General features: G+C 70.6%; 20 protein-coding genes. 1 reads left to right on the top strand and 19 read right to left on the bottom strand.

Annotated elements, in window-relative coordinates; genetic code table 11:
- Nucleotides 1–91 precede the first annotated feature (91 nt).
- From tsaE to glmS, 6 genes are all read right to left on the bottom strand, one after another.
- Complete coding sequence (tsaE, locus tag F4556_RS21520; protein WP_313068454.1) at nucleotides 92–586, bottom strand: tRNA (adenosine(37)-N6)-threonylcarbamoyltransferase complex ATPase subunit type 1 TsaE; 495 nt, start codon at nucleotides 584–586, stop codon at nucleotides 92–94.
- Nucleotides 583–1,668 (bottom strand): alpha/beta fold hydrolase, encoded by a 1,086-nt coding sequence (locus F4556_RS21515; protein WP_184918607.1) that lies wholly within the window; start codon nucleotides 1,666–1,668, stop codon nucleotides 583–585. The genes tsaE and F4556_RS21515 overlap by 4 nt, the downstream gene beginning before the upstream one ends.
- Nucleotides 1,665–2,846, bottom strand: a complete 1,182-nt coding sequence (gene alr / locus F4556_RS21510) for an alanine racemase (protein WP_184918605.1) — start codon at nucleotides 2,844–2,846, stop codon at nucleotides 1,665–1,667. The genes F4556_RS21515 and alr overlap by 4 nt, the downstream gene beginning before the upstream one ends.
- Before the next feature lie 186 nt (nucleotides 2,847–3,032).
- Complete coding sequence (locus F4556_RS21505) at nucleotides 3,033–4,487, bottom strand: NAD(P)H-hydrate dehydratase (protein ID WP_184918603.1); 1,455 nt, start codon at nucleotides 4,485–4,487, stop codon at nucleotides 3,033–3,035.
- A gap of 16 nt (nucleotides 4,488–4,503) precedes the next feature.
- Nucleotides 4,504–4,872: a holo-ACP synthase gene (locus F4556_RS21500; RefSeq protein ID WP_184918601.1), complete on the bottom strand. Its 369-nt coding sequence runs from the start codon at nucleotides 4,870–4,872 to the stop codon at nucleotides 4,504–4,506.
- An 81-nt stretch (nucleotides 4,873–4,953) separates the two neighbouring features.
- Entirely contained in the window at nucleotides 4,954–6,810 is a 1,857-nt protein-coding gene (gene glmS / locus F4556_RS21495; protein WP_184918599.1) for a glutamine--fructose-6-phosphate transaminase (isomerizing), read from the bottom strand.
- 88 nt (nucleotides 6,811–6,898) lie between these two features.
- Here glmS and coaA point away from each other — a divergent pair, with 88 nt between their 5' ends.
- The gene (coaA, locus tag F4556_RS21490) at nucleotides 6,899–7,891 is read left to right on the top strand and encodes a type I pantothenate kinase (RefSeq protein ID WP_184918597.1); all 993 of its coding nucleotides are present in this window, start codon (nucleotides 6,899–6,901) and stop codon (nucleotides 7,889–7,891) included.
- Between the two features lie 70 nt (nucleotides 7,892–7,961).
- Here the strand turns inward: coaA and glmM are convergent, their stop codons facing one another.
- The 13 genes from glmM to map form a co-directional block, all read right to left on the bottom strand.
- A complete protein-coding gene (gene glmM, locus F4556_RS21485) occupies nucleotides 7,962–9,329 on the bottom strand; it encodes a phosphoglucosamine mutase (RefSeq protein ID WP_184918595.1) in 1,368 nt (455 codons plus the stop codon).
- 179 nt (nucleotides 9,330–9,508) lie between these two features.
- Nucleotides 9,509–10,024, bottom strand: coding sequence for a 30S ribosomal protein S9 (gene rpsI / locus F4556_RS21480; protein WP_221504372.1), 516 nt, complete (start codon nucleotides 10,022–10,024; stop codon nucleotides 9,509–9,511).
- A 30-nt stretch (nucleotides 10,025–10,054) separates the two neighbouring features.
- A complete protein-coding gene (gene rplM / locus F4556_RS21475; RefSeq protein WP_184918591.1) occupies nucleotides 10,055–10,498 on the bottom strand; it encodes a 50S ribosomal protein L13 in 444 nt (147 codons plus the stop codon).
- Nucleotides 10,499–10,709: 211 nt separating this feature from the next.
- Nucleotides 10,710–12,374: an ABC-F family ATP-binding cassette domain-containing protein gene (locus F4556_RS21470; protein ID WP_184918589.1), complete on the bottom strand. Its 1,665-nt coding sequence runs from the start codon at nucleotides 12,372–12,374 to the stop codon at nucleotides 10,710–10,712.
- 166 nt (nucleotides 12,375–12,540) lie between these two features.
- Entirely contained in the window at nucleotides 12,541–13,443 is a 903-nt protein-coding gene (truA, locus tag F4556_RS21465) for a tRNA pseudouridine(38-40) synthase TruA (RefSeq protein ID WP_184918587.1), read from the bottom strand.
- A 71-nt stretch (nucleotides 13,444–13,514) separates the two neighbouring features.
- Entirely contained in the window at nucleotides 13,515–14,009 is a 495-nt protein-coding gene (rplQ, locus tag F4556_RS21460) for a 50S ribosomal protein L17 (RefSeq protein WP_184918585.1), read from the bottom strand.
- A 125-nt stretch (nucleotides 14,010–14,134) separates the two neighbouring features.
- Nucleotides 14,135–15,157, bottom strand: a complete 1,023-nt coding sequence (locus F4556_RS21455) for a DNA-directed RNA polymerase subunit alpha (RefSeq protein WP_030393313.1) — start codon at nucleotides 15,155–15,157, stop codon at nucleotides 14,135–14,137.
- Nucleotides 15,158–15,285: 128 nt separating this feature from the next.
- Complete coding sequence (rpsK, locus tag F4556_RS21450) at nucleotides 15,286–15,693, bottom strand: 30S ribosomal protein S11 (RefSeq protein ID WP_057231298.1); 408 nt, start codon at nucleotides 15,691–15,693, stop codon at nucleotides 15,286–15,288.
- 71 nt (nucleotides 15,694–15,764) lie between these two features.
- Nucleotides 15,765–16,145 (bottom strand): 30S ribosomal protein S13, encoded by a 381-nt coding sequence (gene rpsM / locus F4556_RS21445; RefSeq protein WP_184918583.1) that lies wholly within the window; start codon nucleotides 16,143–16,145, stop codon nucleotides 15,765–15,767.
- A 194-nt stretch (nucleotides 16,146–16,339) separates the two neighbouring features.
- On the bottom strand, nucleotides 16,340–16,453 hold the full coding sequence (rpmJ, locus tag F4556_RS21440) for a 50S ribosomal protein L36 (RefSeq protein WP_003956441.1): 114 nt from the start codon (nucleotides 16,451–16,453) through the stop codon (nucleotides 16,340–16,342).
- A gap of 35 nt (nucleotides 16,454–16,488) precedes the next feature.
- Nucleotides 16,489–16,710: a translation initiation factor IF-1 gene (gene infA, locus F4556_RS21435; RefSeq protein WP_003956442.1), complete on the bottom strand. Its 222-nt coding sequence runs from the start codon at nucleotides 16,708–16,710 to the stop codon at nucleotides 16,489–16,491.
- A 160-nt stretch (nucleotides 16,711–16,870) separates the two neighbouring features.
- Nucleotides 16,871–17,293 carry a large conductance mechanosensitive channel protein MscL gene (mscL, locus tag F4556_RS21430; RefSeq protein WP_184918581.1) on the bottom strand — a complete coding sequence of 141 codons (423 nt, stop codon included), beginning with the start codon at nucleotides 17,291–17,293 and terminating at the stop codon, nucleotides 16,871–16,873.
- Nucleotides 17,294–17,383: 90 nt separating this feature from the next.
- The gene (gene map, locus F4556_RS21425) at nucleotides 17,384–18,223 is read right to left on the bottom strand and encodes a type I methionyl aminopeptidase (RefSeq protein WP_184924916.1); all 840 of its coding nucleotides are present in this window, start codon (nucleotides 18,221–18,223) and stop codon (nucleotides 17,384–17,386) included.
- Between the last annotated feature and the right edge of the window lie 38 nt (nucleotides 18,224–18,261).

Raw genomic sequence — 18,261 nt, 5'->3', positions numbered from 1 at the left:
GTCTCCCTAGTTAGGCACACCTAACCGCAGAGCCCATCCCACCACATCCGACGGCCCACCGACAACACCTTGCCGACACTCCGTCGGAAACTCAGACCGTACCGAGCCCCGCCAGGTCGACTCCGGCCCAGCGCGGGCCGATCCCGGTCAGCCGGACCTGGCGCGGGTCCGCGTCGTCCTCGGCCTCGGCGCCGATCGCCCGTTCGATCCGGACCTCCAGCCGATCGTCCGTCAACTGCTCGACCTTGCCTTCACCCCACTCGACCACCACCACCGACTCCGGCAGCGAGACGTCGAGATCGAGGTCCTCCATCTCGTCCAGGCCGCCGCCCAGCCGGTACGCGTCCACGTGCACCAGCGCCGGCCCCCCGGTCAGCGAGGGGTGCACCCGGGCGATCACGAAGGTCGGCGAGGTGACCGCGCCGCGCACCCCGAGGCCCTCGCCGAGCCCCCGGGTCAGCGTGGTCTTGCCCGCGCCCAGCTCGCCGGAGAGCAGCACCAGGTCGCCGGGGCGCAGCACGCCCGCCAGCGCCCGCCCGAGCCGGTTCATCCGTTCGGGGGTCTCCACTGTGATCACCGCGGTCACTCCTTCGCTCCGGCGGCGGCCAGCAGCTCCGTCAGGTGACGGTCCACCAGCTCCGGCCGCTCCAACATCACCAGGTGCCCCGCGTCCGGCACCAGCACCAGGTCCGAGCCGGGCAGCGCGGCGGCGATCGCCTCGCTGTACTCGGGCGGGGCCAGCAGGTCCTTCGTCCCGGCCAGCACCAGGGCGGGCCGCCCGGCCATCGCCGCCAGCGCGGCCAGCTTGTCGTGCGCGCCGAACACCGGGTAGAACTCGGCCACCACGTCGAACGGGGTGGCGTCCAGCATCTGTTCGACGAACCGGGACACCCCGGGGTCGATGTCCGCGCTCCCGAACGAGTAGCGCCGGTACAGCACCGCCGTCACGTCCGCGCCGAGCTTCCGGGTCGCCTCCACCAGGCCGGCCTGACGACCCAGCAGCTTCACCACTCCGGGCGCCATCCACTTCACCGGCTTCACCAGGGCGGTGGGCAGACCCAGCGGGACCGCGTCCCAGCCCGCCGCCAGGGTGCCGACCAGCGCCACCCCGGCCACCCGGTCCCGGAACAGCTCCGGCTCCCGCTCGGCCAGCGCCATCACGGTCATCCCGCCCATCGAGTGCCCGGCCAGCACCAGCGGCCCGGTCGGCGCGACGGCGTCCAGCACCGCCTTCAGGTCGGCGCCGAGCAGGTCGATGCCGGCCGCCTCCCCCGCCAGGTACGAGCGCGAGCGCTCGGACCGGCCGTGGCTGCGCTGGTCCCAGAACACCAGCCGGGCGCTGCCGCGCAGCGCCGCCCGCTGGAAGTGCCAGCTGTCCTGGTTCAGGCAGTACCCGTGGCTGAACACCACCGTGACCGGCGCGTCCTCGACCCCGTCCAGCTCGACGTACAGCTCCGTCCCGTCGGCCGCCGCCACCGTCACCGGACGGCCGCGCAGCGACCCGTACGGGGCGGCGGCGTCCAGCTCCTCGCGCGCCCGGCGCCGGGTGGCCCGGCCCACCGTCAGCCGCTCCACCGCCACGCCCGCCGCCGCACCCGCGGCCAGCAGACCGACCGAGATCCCGATCAGCCCGGCGGCCCGGCCCACCCCCGGCGTCTTCTCGGTCACGACGACGCCCCCAGGTAGCGGCGCGGCACCCGGCCGCCGATCCGGGTGACGATCTCGTACGAGATGGTGCCGCAGGCCCGGCCCCAGTCCTCGGCGGTCGGCTCACCGTGCTCACCATTGCCGAACAGCCGCACCTCGTCACCGACCTGGGCGGTCTCCCCGCCCAGGTCGATCACGAACTGGTCCATCGCCACCCGGCCGGCCACCGTGTACCACTTGCCGCCGACCTGCACCGGGCCGGTGCCGCTGGCGTGCCGGGGGATGCCGTCCGCGTAGCCGATCGGCACCAGGCCGAGCGTGGTCTCGCCCGAAGTCGTGTAGTGGTGCCCGTAGCTGACGCCGTGTCCGCCCGGCACGTGCTTCACCAGGGCCAGCCGGGCGGTCAGCGCCATCACCGGACGGAGCCCGAAGTCCGCCGGGCCGCCGACCTCGGGCACCGGCGAGAGCCCGTACATCGCCAGACCGGGGCGGACCAGGTCGTAGTACGACTCCGGGAGCAGCAGGGTCGCGGGCGAGTTCGCCAGGTGCCGAACCTCCGGGCGCAGCCCGGCCCGCTCGGCGGTGGCCACCGCCTCGGCGAAACCGTCCAGCTGCAGCCGGATCGAGGGGTGGCCCGGCTCGTCGGCGGCGGCGAAGTGCGACCAGAGACCGGCCACCTTGATCAGCCCCTCCGCCTCGGCGGCCCTGGCCGCCGCCACCAGCGCGGGCCAGTCCCGGGGCTGGCAGCCGTTCCGGCCCAGACCGGTGTCGGCCTTCAGGTGCACCCGGCCCTGGACGCCGGTCTCCCGGACGGCGGCGAGCAACTCGTCCATCGCCCACTGCCCGCTCACCGAAATGTCGATCTCCGCGCGCAGCGCCTGCGCCCACGGCCCGCCGGGAGTCCAGAGCCAGCAGAGAATCCGGGCCTGCTCCGCCCCGATCCCCGCCGCCCGCAACCCGAGCGCCTCCTCCGGCGTCGCCGTCCCCAGCCACCGGGCACCGGCCGCAACCGCCTCCCGGGCACAACTGACCGCACCGTGGCCGTAGGCGTCCGCCTTGACCACTGCCATCAGCTCGGGGCCGCGGGTGCGCTCGCGCAGCGCAGCAAGGTTCCCGCGCAGGGCGGCCAGATCGATGGTCGCCTCGGCGCGGACCCCGTCGGTGAGCAGGGCCGTCCCGGTCGTGTTCGCAGTCGTCATCGCGTATCAGTCTCCCAGACCAGCCCATAAGCCTCTGCATTCGGCACATGGTTAGGAAGACAGGGGCTCGGGGAACGGCGACGCCAACCTCAGAAAACGTGATCACCGCGTAAATGGCCAGGCACTTTCGCCTGAACCCGCACACCAGGCACCCTCAGCCACGCCCGGGGTTGACCACTCCCGCACTTAGCTCCCGTCCCGGGGCGGGCGTCGCAGTTCCCCGAGCCCCTGGTGGTTCACCGCCGTCGCCACGTCCATGGCCGTGATCGGGGTCCCCCGCTCCGCGGCGTGCCGCCCCGCGAGACCGTGCAGATACGCAGCGACCGAGGCGGCGTCGAACGGCGCGAGCCCAGCCGCCAGCAGGGACCCGAGCAGCCCGGCCAGCACGTCGCCGCTGCCCGCCGTGGCCAGCCACGGGGTGCCGGTCGGGTTGACCCGGCAGCGGCCGTCGGGGTCGGCGACCACCGTGGTGGAACCCTTGAGCAGGACCGTCGCCCCGTACAGCTCCGCCAGCCGCCGCGCCGTGGCCAGCCGCGAGGCCGCGAGCCCGGCCGCGTCCGGCGGCGCCTGCCCGGTCGCCCCGGCGAGCAGCCGGGCCGCCTCCCCCGTGTGCGGCGTGAGCACCAGCGAAGCGCCGGCCACCGGCCCCCGCCGCGCCAGCTCCGTCAGCCCGTCCGCGTCGACCAGCACTGGCACGCCCGCCCCGAGGGCCTGGTCCAGCACCTCACCCACGCCGTCCCCGCCGCCGGGCCCGACCACCCAGGACTGCACCCGCCCGGCCGCCGCCAACCCCGCGTCGCTGACCACCACCTCGGGGAACCGTCGCACCACCTCGGCCGCCGCCGACCCGACGTACCGGATCAGCCCGGCCCCACCCCGCAGCGCCCCCGCCACCGAGAGCACCGCCGCACCGGGGTACTTCGCCGACCCGGCCGCGATGCCGACCACACCCCGCCGGTACTTGTCGCTCTCCACGTCCGGCACCGGCAGCAGCCGCCGTACGTCGGCCTCCTGAAGGGCCGTCACCGCCGCCTCCGGCAGCTCGATCCCGATCTCCACCAGGTGCACCACCCCGGCGTACGAGGCGCCCGGATCGACCAGCAGCCCCGGCTTGTACGTACCGAAACAGACCGTCACATCGGCCCGCAACGCCGCCCCGGCGACCTCGCCCGTCCCGGCGACCACCCCGCTCGGGACGTCCACCGCGACCACCGTGCCCCGCCGCGCCATCCCGGCGAACCCGGCTGCCTCGGGCCGCAGCCCGCCCCGGCCGCCGATCCCGACGATCCCGTCCAGCACCAGGTCGGCGGCAGCGAACTCGCGCTGATCGTCCGTCACCCGCCCGCCGGCCGCCCGCAGCGCCGCCAGTCCGCCCGCGTGCACCCGCTCCGGCGACAGCAGCAACGCCCGCACCCGGGCCCCCCGCCGGGCCAGCAGCGCACCCGCGTACAGCGCGTCGCCCCCGTTGTCGCCGCTCCCGGCCAGCACCAGCACCCGGCTGCCGTACACCCGGCCCAGCAGCCGCCCGCAGACGGCGGCCAGACCGTGGGCCGCCCGCTGCATCAACGTCCCCTCGGGCAGCCGGGCCATCGCCGCGGCCTCCGCCGCACGTACCTGTTCCACCGTATGGGCGTACCGCATGCGACAACCTCCGGGCTCAGCCTTCCGCGATCACCACGGCCGACGCTACGCCCGCATCATGACTCAGCGACACATGCCACGACCGGACGCCCAGTTCGGCCGCCCGCGCCGCCACCGTCCCACGCACCGTCAGCAACGGCCGCCCGGACTCCCCGACCTCCACCTCGGCATCCGTCCAGTGCATCCCCCCGGGTGCCCCGAGCGCCTTGGCCAGCGCCTCCTTCGCCGCGAACCGCGCCGCCAACGAAGCCACCCCCCGCCGCTCCCCACTGGGCAACAGCAACTCCCCCGCCGTGAACAACCGCTCCGCCATCCCGGGCGTCCGCTCCAACGCCGCCCCGAACCGCTCGATCTCCGCCACGTCGATCCCGACCCCGACAATCACCGCGACCTGCTCCTCTCCCGAAACAGCACTGCTCCCCTGCGGCAGGCACACACCGCAGGGGAGCAGCAAAGCATCTTCCGACTACTCCACCGTCACGGACTTCGCCAGGTTCCGCGGCTGGTCCACCTCGTGGCCCTTGGCGGTGGCCAGCTCGCAGGCGAAGACCTGCAGCGGCACCGTCGACACCAGCGGCTGCAGCAGCACCGGCGTGACCGGGATCCGGATCAGGTGGTCGGCGTACGGGGCGACCGCCTCGTCACCCTCCTCCGCGATCACGATGGTCCGGGCGCCACGGGCGCGGATCTCCTGGATGTTGGAGACGATCTTGTCGTGCAGGATCGACCGGCCGCGCGGCGAAGGCACCACCACGACCACCGGCAGGCCCTCCTCGATCAGCGCGATCGGGCCGTGCTTGAGCTCGCCCGCCGCGAAGCCCTCGGCGTGCATGTACGCCAGCTCCTTGAGCTTGAGCGCACCCTCCAGGGCCACCGGGTAACCGACGTGCCGGCCGAGGAACAGCACCGACTTGGCGTCCGCCAGCGAACGGGCCAGCTCACGGACTGGCTCCATGGTCAGCAGCACCTGCTCGACCTGCTTGGGGGCCTCGCGGAGCTCCTGGATCACGCTCTGGATCTCGTCGCCCCACTTGGTGCCGCGCACCTGGCCCAGGTACAGCGCGACCAGGTAGCAGGCCACCAGCTGGGTCAGGAACGCCTTGGTCGAGGCGACCGCGACCTCAGGCCCGGCGTGCGTGTACAGCACCGCGTCGGACTCACGAGGAATCGTCGACCCGTTGGTGTTGCAGATCGCCAGCACCTTCGCGCCCTGCTCCCGCGCGTGCCGCAGCGCCATCAGGGTGTCCATGGTCTCGCCGGACTGCGAGATCGCGATCACCAGCGTCCGGTCGTCCAGGATCGGGTCCCGGTAACGGAACTCCGACGCCACCTCCACCTCGCACGGGATCCGCGTCCAGTGCTCGATCGCGTACTTCGCGATCATCCCCGCGTGGAACGCGGTGCCGCACGCGACGATCACCACCTTGTCCACCTGCCGCAACTGCGCGTCCGAGATCCGCAGCTCATCCAGCGTCAGCTGACCGTCCGCGCCGATCCGCCCCAGCAGCGTGTCCGCCACCGCCTTCGGCTGCTCGGCGATCTCCTTCAGCATGAAGTAGTCGTAACCACCCTTCTCGGCAGCCGACGCGTCCCAGTCCACGTGGTACTCGCGGACCTCGGCGGGCCGCCCGTCGAAGTCGGTGACGGTCACCGACTCCGCCCGCAGCTCGACCACCTGGTCCTGGCCGAGCTCGACCGCCTCCCGGGTGTGGGCGATGAACGCCGCCACGTCCGAGGCGAGGAAGTTCTCGCCCTCGCCGCGCCCGACCACCAGCGGCGAGTTCCGCCGCGCGCCGACCACCACACCGGGCTGGTCCGCGTGCACCGCGACCAGGGTGAACGCCCCGTCCAGCTGACGGCACACCACCCGCATCGCCTCGGCCAGGTCACCGTCGAACGCCTCGCCCAGCAGGTGGGCGACCACCTCGGTGTCGGTCTCCGAACGGAGCGTGTGGCCCCGCTCGGCGAGCTCGGCCCGCAGCTGCGCGAAGTTCTCGATGATGCCGTTGTGCACCACCGCGACCCGCCGCGCGTCGTCCAGGTGAGGGTGGGCGTTCGCGTCGGTCGGACCACCGTGGGTGGCCCAACGGGTGTGCCCGATGCCGCTGGTGCCACCGGGAAGAGGGGTTTCCGCGAGGGCCTTCTCCAGGTTGACCAGCTTGCCCGCGCGCTTGTCCGTGGCGAGGCTCCACTGCCCGTCGGCGCCTCGCGTCTGGACGGCCACACCGGCGGAGTCGTAACCCCGGTACTCAAGCCGTCGCAGACCTTCGATCACTACATTCTGGGCCTCAAGAGAGCCCACATAACCTACGATTCCGCACATCGCGCCAGGATAACGGCGCACCCCCGGACCCCTCGCCACCCCCTGGTGACCGACACCACAGCACCCCGAACCCCCGGAACGGCCCACAATGGACCATGTGCTGACCGAACTCTGTACGAGGGGCGCCCCCGCGACGCCCACCCCCTCCCCGTACGTGGATCTGGACCGGGCCGAGTGGAGTGCGCTGCGCGAGCGCACCCCGATGCCGCTGACCGCCGAGGAGGTGGAGAAGCTGCGCGGCCTGGGCACCGCCCTCGACCTGGACGAGGTGCGGGACGTCTACCTGCCGCTGTCCCGGCTGCTGAACCTCTACATCCACGCCACCCACGAGCTGCGCAGCACCGTCGGGACGTTCCTGGACACCCCCGACACCGAGCGCACCCGCACCCCGTTCGTGATCGGCGTGGCCGGCTCGGTGGCGGTCGGCAAGTCCACCACCGCCCGCCTGCTGAAGGCCCTGCTGGCCCGCTGGCCGGAACACCCCCGGGTCGAGCTGGTCACCACCGACGGTTTCCTGCTCCCCAACGCCGAACTGCGCCGCCGGGGCCTGATGGCCCGCAAGGGCTTCCCCGAGTCGTACGACCGCCGGGCGCTGATGCGCTTCGTGGCGGACGTGAAGGCGGGCAAGGACCGGGTCACCGCCCCGGTCTACTCGCACCTGGTCTACGACATCGTGCCGGACGAGCGCCTCACCGTGGAGCGCCCCGACATCCTGATCGTCGAGGGCCTGAACGTGCTGCAGCCCGCGCTGCCCGGCACCGACGGCCGCACCCGGCTCGCGGTCGCCGACTACTTCGACTTCTCGATCTACGTCGACGCCCGCACCGACGACATCGAGAGCTGGTACCTGTCCCGGTTCAAGAAGCTCCGGGACACCGCCTTCCAGGACCCGAACTCCTACTTCCGCCGGTTCACCGAGGTGCCGGAGGAGGAGGCGATGGAGTACGGCCGCCAGGTCTGGCGCACCATCAACAAGCCCAACCTGGTGGAGAACGTGCTCCCCACCCGGGGCCGGGCCACCCTGGTGCTGCAGAAGGGCGCCGACCACAAGGTCCGCCGGGCACTGCTGCGCAAGCTCTGAATACACGTCAGGCGCCCCTCGACGAGGGACGCCTGACGTGTATTCAAGCCCGTGTGCTCGGCCCGCGCGCTCAGCCCAGGTGCGTACGGACGGCCGTGGCCAGCCGCTCGCAGACGGCCTGCGCCTGCACCTGGTCGGCGGCCTCGACCATCACCCGGACCAGCGGCTCGGTGCCCGAGGAGCGCAGCAGCACCCGGCCGGTGGCGCCGAGTTCGGCCTCGGCCTCGGCGACGGCGGCGGCCAGCTCGGGCGAGGTGTTCACCCGGCTCTTGTCGACGCCCTTGACGTTGATCAGCAGCTGCGGCAGCCGGGTCATCACCGAGGCCAGGTCGGCCAGCGGCTGCTTGGTGGCGGCCAGCCGGGCACCGAGCATCAGGCCGGTCAGCGTGCCGTCGCCGGTGGTCGCGTGGTCCAGCAGGATCACGTGCCCCGACTGCTCGCCGCCGAGCGCGAAGCCGTGCTGCTTCATCTCCTCCAGCACGTACCGGTCGCCGACCGCGGTCTGCACCAGCTCGATGCCCTCGCGCTCCATCGCCAGCTTGAAGCCGAGGTTGGACATCACGGTGGCCACCGCGGTCCCCCGGCGCAGCGTGCCGGCCTCCTTCATGGCGACGGCCAGGATGGCCAGGATCTGGTCGCCGTCCACCTCGTTGCCGTCCGCGTCGGCGGCCAGGCAGCGGTCGGCGTCGCCGTCCAGGGCGATGCCCAGGTCGGCCTTGTGCTCGCGCATCGCGACCTGGAGCTTGTCCAGGTGGGTCGAGCCGACGCCGTCGTTGATGTTCAGGCCGTTCGGCTCGGCGCCGAGCGTGTAGACCACCTCGGCCCCGGCCCGGGCGAACGCCTCGGGGGCGACCCGGGCGGCCGCGCCGTGCGCGCCGTCGATGACGACCTTCACGCCGTCGAGGCGGTTCGGCAGCACGGCGATCAGGTGCGCGACGTACTTGTCGAAGCCCTCGGTGTACTGCCGGACCCGGCCGACCGCGGCACCCGTCGGGCGCTGCCAGTTCTCGTCCGAGCCGACGCCGTAGCGGTGGTAGTGCGCCTCGATCGCGTCCTCGATCGCGTCGTCCAGCTTGTGCCCGCCGCGGGCCAGGAACTTGATGCCGTTGTCGGGCATCGCGTTGTGACTGGCCGACAGCATCACGCCGAAGTCCGCGCCGAGCGCACCGGTGAGGTACGCCACAGCGGGGGTGGGCAGCACGCCGACCCGCAGTACGTCCACGCCCGCGCTGGCCAGGCCGGCGATCACGGCGGCCTCCAGGAACTCCCCGGAGGCCCGGGGGTCGCGCCCGACCACGGCGACCGGTCGGTGGCCGTCGAAGGCCCCCGCGTCACCGAGCACATGGGCCGCGGCCACCGACAGCCCGAGCGCCAGCTCGGCCGTCAGGGTCTGGTTGGCCACACCGCGCACGCCGTCCGTACCGAAGAGTCGTCCCACTGTTTCCGTCCTCCGTCGCCGTTCCACAGGCAAGAAATCTCTCGCGACTCCCCGGTCTCCGCACAGGCGTACGGGGAGAGAAAAACAAGACACCCCGGAGCACACGGGGTGCTCCGGGGTGTCCAAGCACACCCCGGGGGTGCGAACCATCGAGATGGTACGCCCCCCGGTGGAGGTGCTTAGCGCTTGCTGTACTGCGGGGCCTTACGGGCCTTCTTGAGACCGGCCTTCTTGCGCTCGACGGCACGCGCGTCACGCATGAGGAAGCCGGCCTTCTTGAGCGCGGCGCGGTTGTTGTCCACGTCCGCCTCGTTCAGCGCACGGGCGACGCCGAGGCGCAGCGCGTAGGCCTGACCGGAGACGCCGCCACCCGAGATGCGGGCGACAACGTCGTAACGGCCGTCGAGCTCAAGGAGCTTGAAGGGCTCGTTCACGGTCTGCTGGTGCACCTTGTTGGGGAAGTAGTTCTCCAGGGTGCGACCGTTGATCTTCCACTTGCCGGTGCCCGGAACGATCCGGACGCGGGCAATGGCCTCCTTGCGACGGCCGAGGCCGGCGCCGGGGATGGCCTCGCCGAAGCGGCCGGCCAGCGACTCGGAGGTGTAGCTCTCCTCGGAGGTGAACTCTTCGACGGTCTCGTCGAAGTCGACCTCAAGGGTGTTCTCGATGGCAGTCTCGGCCACGGTGTTCCTCAGCTTCTCAGTGATGGGGCTTGGTGGCCGGAATTACTGCGCGACCTGGGTGATCTCGAACGGCACCGGCTGCTGCGCAGCGTGCGGGTGCTGGTCGCCCGAGTAGACCTTCAGCTTGGAGAGCATCTGGCGGCCCAGGCTGTTCTTGGGGATCATGCCCTTGATGGCCTTCTCGACGGCCTTCTCCGGGTTCTTGTCCAGGAGGTCGTCGTAGCGGACCGAGCGGAGACCGCCCGGGAAGCCGCTGTGGCGGTACGCCATCTTCTGGGTCTTCTTGTTACCCGACAGGTGCACCTTGTCCGCGTTGATGATGATGACGAAGTCACCAGTGTCAACGTGCGGCGCGTAGATCGCCTTGTGCTTGCCCCGGAGGAGGTTGGCGGCCTGGGAGGCCAGGCGGCCGAGCACGACGTCTTGCGCGTCGATGACGTGCCACTGACGCTGGACGTCGCCGGGCTTGGGGCTGTACGTACGCACGGTCGTAGCCTTCGCTTTTCAGTGAGTGAGTCCTGACAGGAGCACCCGGACGAGAGATCAGCCTGGTCCCGCTTGGACGCAATTCAAGGGGGAGCCGCTGGTCATCGGCCTGGGTATCTCCGGCGTACCGACCTCTCACGTGAGATGGAGCGAGCCAATACGCACAACAAGGGCCCAGCCTACCGGGCAGCTCCGTACGGGTCAAAAACGCTCACCGGTCGCGCTGCACTCGGGTCTCGTCCCAGACCGGTTCGAGGGACTCGTAGACCCGTCCGTCGGCCCCGAACACCAGGAATCGGTCGAAGGTCTTGGCGAACCAGCGGTCGTGCGTGACACACAGCACAGTGCCGTCGAACGCCTCCAGGCCCTGCTGGAGCGCCTCGGCGCTCTCCAGGTCCAGGTTGTCCGTCGGCTCGTCCAGCAGCAGCGCGGTGACGCCGGTGAGCTCCAGCTTGAGGATCATCAGCCGGGCCTGCTGGCCGCCGGAGAGCGACTCGAACTTCTGCTCCTCCTGCCGGTCCAGCTCGTACCGGCGCAGCGCGCCCATCGCGGCGCCGCGGCTGAGCGCGTGCTCCTCCTCGACGATCGACCTGACGGTCCGTCCGAGCAGTTCGGGATGGGCGTGGGTCTGCCGGAAGTGGCCCGGCACCACCCGGGCGCCGAGCCGGAACGCGCCGTTGTGCTTCACCGTGTCGTCGCCCGCCAGCAGCCGCAGGAAATGCGACTTGCCGGAGCCGTTCGAGCCCAGCACGCCGACCCGCTCGCCGTAGAAGACCTCCAGGTCGAAGGGCTTCATCAGGCCGGTCAGTTCGAGCTGCTCGATGGTCAGCGCGCGGACGCCCGTCCGGCCGCCCTTGAGCCGCATGGTGATGTTCTGCTCGCGCGGCGGCTCCTCCGGCCGGCCCGCCTCCTCGAACTTCTTCAGCCGGGTCTGCGCGGCCGCGTACCGGGTCGCCAGCGCATGGCTGACCGAGGCGGCCTGACGGAGGTTCACCACCAGCTTCTTCAGCTTGGCGTGCTCCTCGTCCCACCGGCGGCCCAGCTCCTCGAAGCGCTCGAAGCGCTCCTTGCGGGCGTCGTGGAACGACTCGAAGCCGCCACCGTGCACCCAGACGCTGCTGCCACCGCCGCCGAAACCGGTCTCGACGCTGATGATCTTGTCGGCGGCCCGGGACAGCAGCTCGCGGTCGTGTGAGATGAACAACACCGTCTTCGGAGTGGCCCGGATCGCCTCCTCCAGCCAGCGCTTGCCCGGCACGTCGAGGTAGTTGTCCGGCTCGTCGAGCAGCAGCACCTCCTCGGGGCCGCGCAGCAGCGCCTCCAGCACCAGCCGCTTCTGCTCACCGCCGGAGAGCGTGTTCAGCCCGCGGAACTGGGCCCGGTCGAACGGCATCCCCAGCGCGGCCATGGTGCAGACGTCCCACACCGTCTCGTAGTCGTAGCCGTCCGCGTCGGCCCAGTCCGAGAGCGCCTGGGCGTACGCCATCTGCGACTTCTCGTCGTCCTGCGCCATCATCGCCAGCTCGGCCGCGTCCACCGCCTTCGCGGCCACCGCGATCCGCGGCGGCGCCACCGACACCAGCAGGTCCCGCACCGACGCGTCGGCGGCCAGCGCCCCCGGCGTCTCCCGCTGGTCCTCCCGCCCGGTGGTCCCGACGAACTGCCGCATCACGCCCAGCCCGCCGCTCACCGTCACCGACCCGCCGTGCGGCTGGGTGTCCCCCGCGATCATGCGCAGCAACGTGGTCTTACCGGCCCCGTTGGCCCCCACCAACGCGACGGCCGACCCCTCGCCGACCCGGAAGGACGCGTCGTCGAACAGCACCCGCCCGTCCGGCAGGTAGTACTCCAGGTGCGAAATCTCGACGTGTCCCATGCCTGGAATTGTGCCAAGCACGTACCCACTGACCAAAACCCTTTACGGTCAGGGGCTCGGGGAACTGCGAGGAGATCTGGCGTTCGGGTCACTGCGAAAGTGCCTGCCCACCTACGCACGGATCACCTTGCAAGGGTCGGCGTCGCAGTTCCCCGAGCCCCTGACCTCAGATGGTTGAGGCCGGGAGCGTGCGCAGCCGCCGCGCCAGCCGGTTCCGTTCGGCGAGCTGGTCGTCGGCCGGGTAGCCGACCTCCTCCAGCGTCAGCCCGTGCGGGCGGATCACGTTCACCGCGGAGTTGCGGACCCCGCCGGCCAGCACCTCGCCCGGGAACTCCACCGGCCGGTGCCCGTCGCCGACCAGCAGCATCGCCCCCACCAGCGCCCGCACCATGTTGTGGCAGAACGCGTCCGCCCGCACCGTGGCGATCGCCAGCGAGCCCTCCTGGGCCGCGTACGGGTCCACCGGCACCCGGTCCCAGCGGAGCTCCAGCAGGGTGCGGATGGTGGTCGCGCCCTCGCGCTTCTTGCAGTACGCGGCGAAGTCGTGCTCGCCGAGCAGCAGCCGGGCCGCCTCGTTCATCTTCTCGACGTCCAACGGCCGGTCGTGCCACAGCACATGACCCCGCAGCAGCGGGTCCACCCCGCCCTGGTGGTCGGCGACCCGGTAGGCGTACCGGCGCCAGATCGCGGCGAACCGGGCGTCGAAACCTGCCGGTGCCTCGGCCAGCCGGTACACCCGGACGTCGGCGGGCAGCCGCCCGGCCAGCCGGCGGAGCAGCTTCTCGCCGTGCTCGGCCCACAGCTCGGCCGGCAGGTCGACGTGCGCCACCTGGCCCCGGGCGTGCACCCCGGCGTCGGTCCGGCCCGCCACCGTGAGCGGGAAGAGCTCGGGGCTGCGGGTGACGATCTGCAGCGCGCTCTCCAGCTCCTCCTGCACCGTGCGCCGGCCGCGCTGGCGGGCCCAGCCGGAGAACTCGGCGCCCTGGTAGGCGAGGTCGAGCCGGATCCGGACGTGGCCGTCCGCCGGACCGTCCTTGACCGGGGGCTGCTCGGCGCAGTCGTTCAGCACATCCACTCCAGAAAAGAAGGAACGGGCCCGCCCCCCGAAGGGAGGCGGGCCCGAACGAACACCTAAAGGTGTCAGGCCTTGTCGGCCTCGACCTCGTCGGCGACGACCTCGGTCTCGGCGGCCTCGGTGGCCTCGACCTTGGCGTCGGCCTCCTTGACGGCGCGCTTGGTGGCGCCCTCGGCCTCGCCGACAGCGGTCTGCGCGACGGTCAGCGCCTCGACCAGCTCGATCACGGCCATCGGGGCGTTGTCGCCACGACGGGGACCGATCTTGGTGATACGGGTGTAACCACCCGGGCGGTTCTCGTAGCGCGGCGCGATCTCGGTGAAGAGGGTGTGCAGCACGGAGACGTCGGTGATCGTCTTGCGGACGATGCGACGGTTGTGGATGTCGCCGACCTTCGCCTTGGTGATGAGGCGCTCGGCCAGCGGGCGCATCCGACGGGCCTTGGCCTCGGTCGTGGTGATGCGGCCGTAGGTGAACAGCTCGCGGCACAGGCCGGCGAGCAGCAGCGGCTCGTGGTGCGGGCCACCGCCGAGGCGGGCACCCTTCGTGGGACGGGGCATGATTGCTCCTCAAATCTCCGAACCCGGCCGTATCAGGTACCGGGACGGGCGCCCGGGCACTGTTGCCCGGACGGCTTTCTTGCATCGAACAGGGGGCGACCCGAGGGTCGCCCCCGTCCAAATCCTTAGTACTGCTCGGTCTCCGCGTAACCCGCGTCGTCCAGGTCGTCGGCGCCGAAGGCGTCGGCGGCGGCGGTCGGGTCGAACCCGGGCGGGCTGTCCTTGAGCGCCAGGCCCATGCCGGCCAGCTTCGCCTTGACCTCGTCGATCGACTTCGCACCGAAGTTGCGGATGTCGAGCAGGTCGGCCTCGGAGCGGGCCACGAGCTCACCCACGGTGTGGATGCCCTCGCGCTTGAGGCAGTTGTACGACCGAACGGTGAGCTCGAGCTCCTCGATCGGCAGGGCGAGATCAGCGGCCAGGGCGGCGTCCGTCGGGGACGGGCCCATGTCGATGCCCTCGGCGTCGATGTTCAGCTCGCGAGCGAGACCGAACAGCTCCACCAGGGTCTTACCGGCCGACGCCATGGCGTCACGCGGGCGCATGGCGGGCTTGGTCTCGACGTCGACGATGAGCTTGTCGAAGTCGGTCCGCTGCTCGACACGGGTGGCCTCGACCTTGTAGGTGACCTTCAGCACGGGGCTGTAGATCGAGTCGACCGGGATCCGGCCGATCTCCTGGCCGGAAGCCTTGTTCTGCACGGCGGAGACGTAGCCGCGACCGCGCTCGACGGTCAGCTCCATCTCCAGCTTGCCCTTGCCGTTGAGCGTGGCGAGGATCAGCTCGGGGTTGTGCACCTCGACACCGGCCGGGGGCGCGATGTCGGCGGCGGTGACCACACCCGGACCCTGCTTGCGCAGGTACATCACGACCGGCTCGTCGTGCTCCGAGGAGACGACCAGCTGCTTGATGTTGAGGATGAGGTCGGTCACGTCCTCCTTGACGCCCGGCACGGTGGTGAACTCGTGCAGGACACCGTCGACCCGGATGCTGGTGACAGCGGCACCGGGGATCGAGGAGAGGAGCGTGCGGCGGAGCGAGTTGCCGAGGGTGTAGCCGAAGCCCGGCTCGAGCGGCTCGATCACGAACCGCGAGCGGAACTCGTCGACGACCTCTTCGGTCAGCGAGGGGCGCTGAGCGATCAGCATGTTTTCAGATCCTCCAGTTGGAACTCGGCACCCACTATTTGATGCCGAACAGAACCAGCGTACGGGGTCCCACTAAAAACGGGACCCCGTACGCGGTTTAAAACATCAAGCTGCCCGAAGGCGCTGCGTCAGACGCGGCGGCGCTTCGGCGGACGGCAGCCGTTGTGCGGGGTGGGGGTGACGTCCTGGATCGAACCCACCTCCAGGCCGGTGGCCTGGAGCGAGCGGATCGCGGTCTCGCGGCCGGAGCCCGGACCCTTGACGAAGACGTCGACCTTGCGCATGCCGTGCTCCTGCGCCCGACGGGCAGCCGACTCGGCGGCCATCTGCGCGGCGAACGGGGTGGACTTGCGCGAGCCCTTGAAGCCGACGTGGCCGGCAGAGGCCCAAGAGATCACGTTGCCCGAGGGGTCGGTGATCGAAACGATGGTGTTGTTGAACGTGCTCTTGATGTGGGCGTGCCCGTGAGCGACGTTCTTCTTCTCCTTGCGGCGCACCTTCTTGGCGCCGGCAGCCTGACGACCCTTGGGGGGCATAAGTCTGTTCTCCTACTGAGGTGGTCGGTCCGCTAACCCGCGGGCCGGAGGGAAGTCCGGTTACGGGCGGACTACTTCTTGCCCGGCTTCTTCTTGCCGGCAATCGCGCGACGCGGGCCCTTACGGGTACGCGCGTTGGTGTGGGTGCGCTGACCGCGGACGGGGAGACCCCGGCGGTGACGCAGACCCTCGTAGCAGCCGATCTCGACCTTGCGGCGGATGTCAGCGGCAACCGCACGGCGGAGGTCACCCTCGACCTCGAAGTTGGCGTCGATGTACTGGCCGAGCTTGACCAGGTCGTCCTCGGAGATGTCGCGAACGCGGATGTCCGGGTTCACGCCGGTCTCCGCGAGCGCGAGCTGCGCGCGGGTGCGACCGATGCCGTAGACGTAGGTGAGGGCGATCTCGATGCGCTTCTCACGCGGGAGATCAACGCCTGCGAGGCGTGCCATTCAAGGCTCCTGTGTTTCTTCAGAGGTCTGACGTGCTACCTACTCCGACACCTCTCGGTGTGGGAGCCCCGGCCTCTGACCGGGGGTGGCAGTCCGTCCTGGGGACGGATCGGGTAGCCCGCTTATGACGTTTTGTCGCGTCGCGCGAAGCTGTGCTCACGCAAAGACGTACGAAAAATGCTGGGTGAAGCTGATCAGCCCTGGCGCTGCTTGTGGCGCAGGTTGTCGCAGATCACCATGACCCGGCCGTGACGGCGGATCACCTTGCACTTGTCGCAGATCTTCTTGACGCTCGGCTTGACCTTCATGCTTCAGGTACTCCGGGTCTAGATCTGACAGTTGCTTACTTGTACCGGTAGACGATCCGGCCGCGAGTCAGGTCGTAAGGGCTGAGCTCAACGACCACGCGGTCGTCCGGGAGGATACGGATGTAGTGCATCCGCATCTTGCCGCTGATGTGCGCGAGGACCTTGTGACCGTTCTGCAGCTCAACCTTGAACATGGCGTTCGGGAGAGACTCGATCACGGTGCCCTCGATCTCAATGGCGCCTTGCTTCTTTGCCATGAACTGCGAGATCCACCTTCCGGGGACGGCTACCGTATGCGGCACGCTCGTGCGAACCTGGGTTCACCCCTGCCCTACCGGGCGGAGGGCGTGCTGAAGCACGCTACGAGTGAGCCGACGGTCCATCGTACGCCACCGCCCGCTCCCGGACCAAAACGGTTCAGACCCCGACCTTGACCAGCGGTTCCACGTGCGCGGTGCAGGCCGAGCAGCGCCGGGCGGCCTCCGGTATCTCGGTCAGGCACTCGGGGCACGGGCGCTTGGGGGTCTTCGGCTTCTTCGGCAGGTAGCGCGCGGTCGCCTTGGTGACCGGCAGCACCACGAAGAAGTACAGCACCGCGGCGGTCAGCAGGAACGCGATCAGCACGTTCAGGAACTGGCCGTACGGGAAGGTCACGCCGGCCAGGGTGAAGCTGTACGCACGGAAGTCACCGGCCGCGCCGACCACCACACCGACCAGCGGGGTGAGGAAGGCCACGACGAAGCCGGTCACCACCGCGGTGAAGGCCGAGCCGATGACGACACCGACCGCCATGTCGATCACGTTGCCGCGCATCATGAAGTCGCGGAATCCCTTGAGCACTTACTGGTCCCTTCGGAGTTGTCAGCTCCTAAAAATAGGACAAAGGGCCCGGTGGGCGAAACCCACCGAGCCCTTGACGATCCGTCAGTCCTAACCCAGCGGATCCGGAGCCGCCACGACGCCCAGCTTGGCCAGCTCGGCCTTGCCGCCGTCGAAGGCGGTCAGCACCAGCGGGCCCTGCTCGGTGATGGCCACCGAGTGCTCCCAGTGCGAGGCCCAGGTGCCGTCGTTGGTGACGACCGTCCAGTCGTCCTCCAGCACGGTGGTGTGCGGGGTGCCCAGCGAGACCATCGGCTCGATCGCCAGCACGGTGCCGGGGACGAGCTTCGGGCCCTTGCCGCGGCCGCGCTCGACGTAGTTCAGCACGTGCGGCTCCATGTGCATCGCGGTGCCGATGCCGTGGCCGCCGTACCCCTCGGTGATGCCCCACTTGCCCTTGGGGGGCAGCGGCTGGCGGCGGATGAAGCCCTCGATCGCCTTGGAGACCTCGACCAGGCGGTTGTTCTTCTTCATCTGGGCGATGCCGGCCCACATCGAGCCCTCGGTCACCCGGCTGAGCATCTCCACCTCGGGCGCGACCTCGCCGACCGCCACGGTGATCGCGGCGTCGCCGTGCCAGCCGTCCACGATCGCACCGCAGTCGATCGAGATGACGTCACCCTCGACCAGCACCCGGTCGCCCGGGATGCCGTGCACCACCTCGTTGTTGACGGAGGCGCAGATCACACCCGGGAACCACAGGCCGCCGTGGTCCGCGCGGAAGTTGGAGGTGGCGCCGTGGTCGGCGATCACCTTCGCCGCGATGTCGTTGAGCTCCTGGGTGGTGACACCCGGACGGACGGCCTCGCGGGCCGCCTTCAGCGCCTCGGCGACGACCAGTCCGGCCACCCGCATCTTGGCGATCTGCTCGGGGGTCTTGATCTCCACCATCTGGTCCACGCCTTCCACTGTCGAAAGCCCGTCCGGTC

The organism is Kitasatospora gansuensis, from assembly GCF_014203705.1.
GTDB lineage: Bacteria > Actinomycetota > Actinomycetes > Streptomycetales > Streptomycetaceae > Kitasatospora > Kitasatospora gansuensis.
This window is presented reverse-complemented; position numbering and strand designations above follow the sequence as displayed.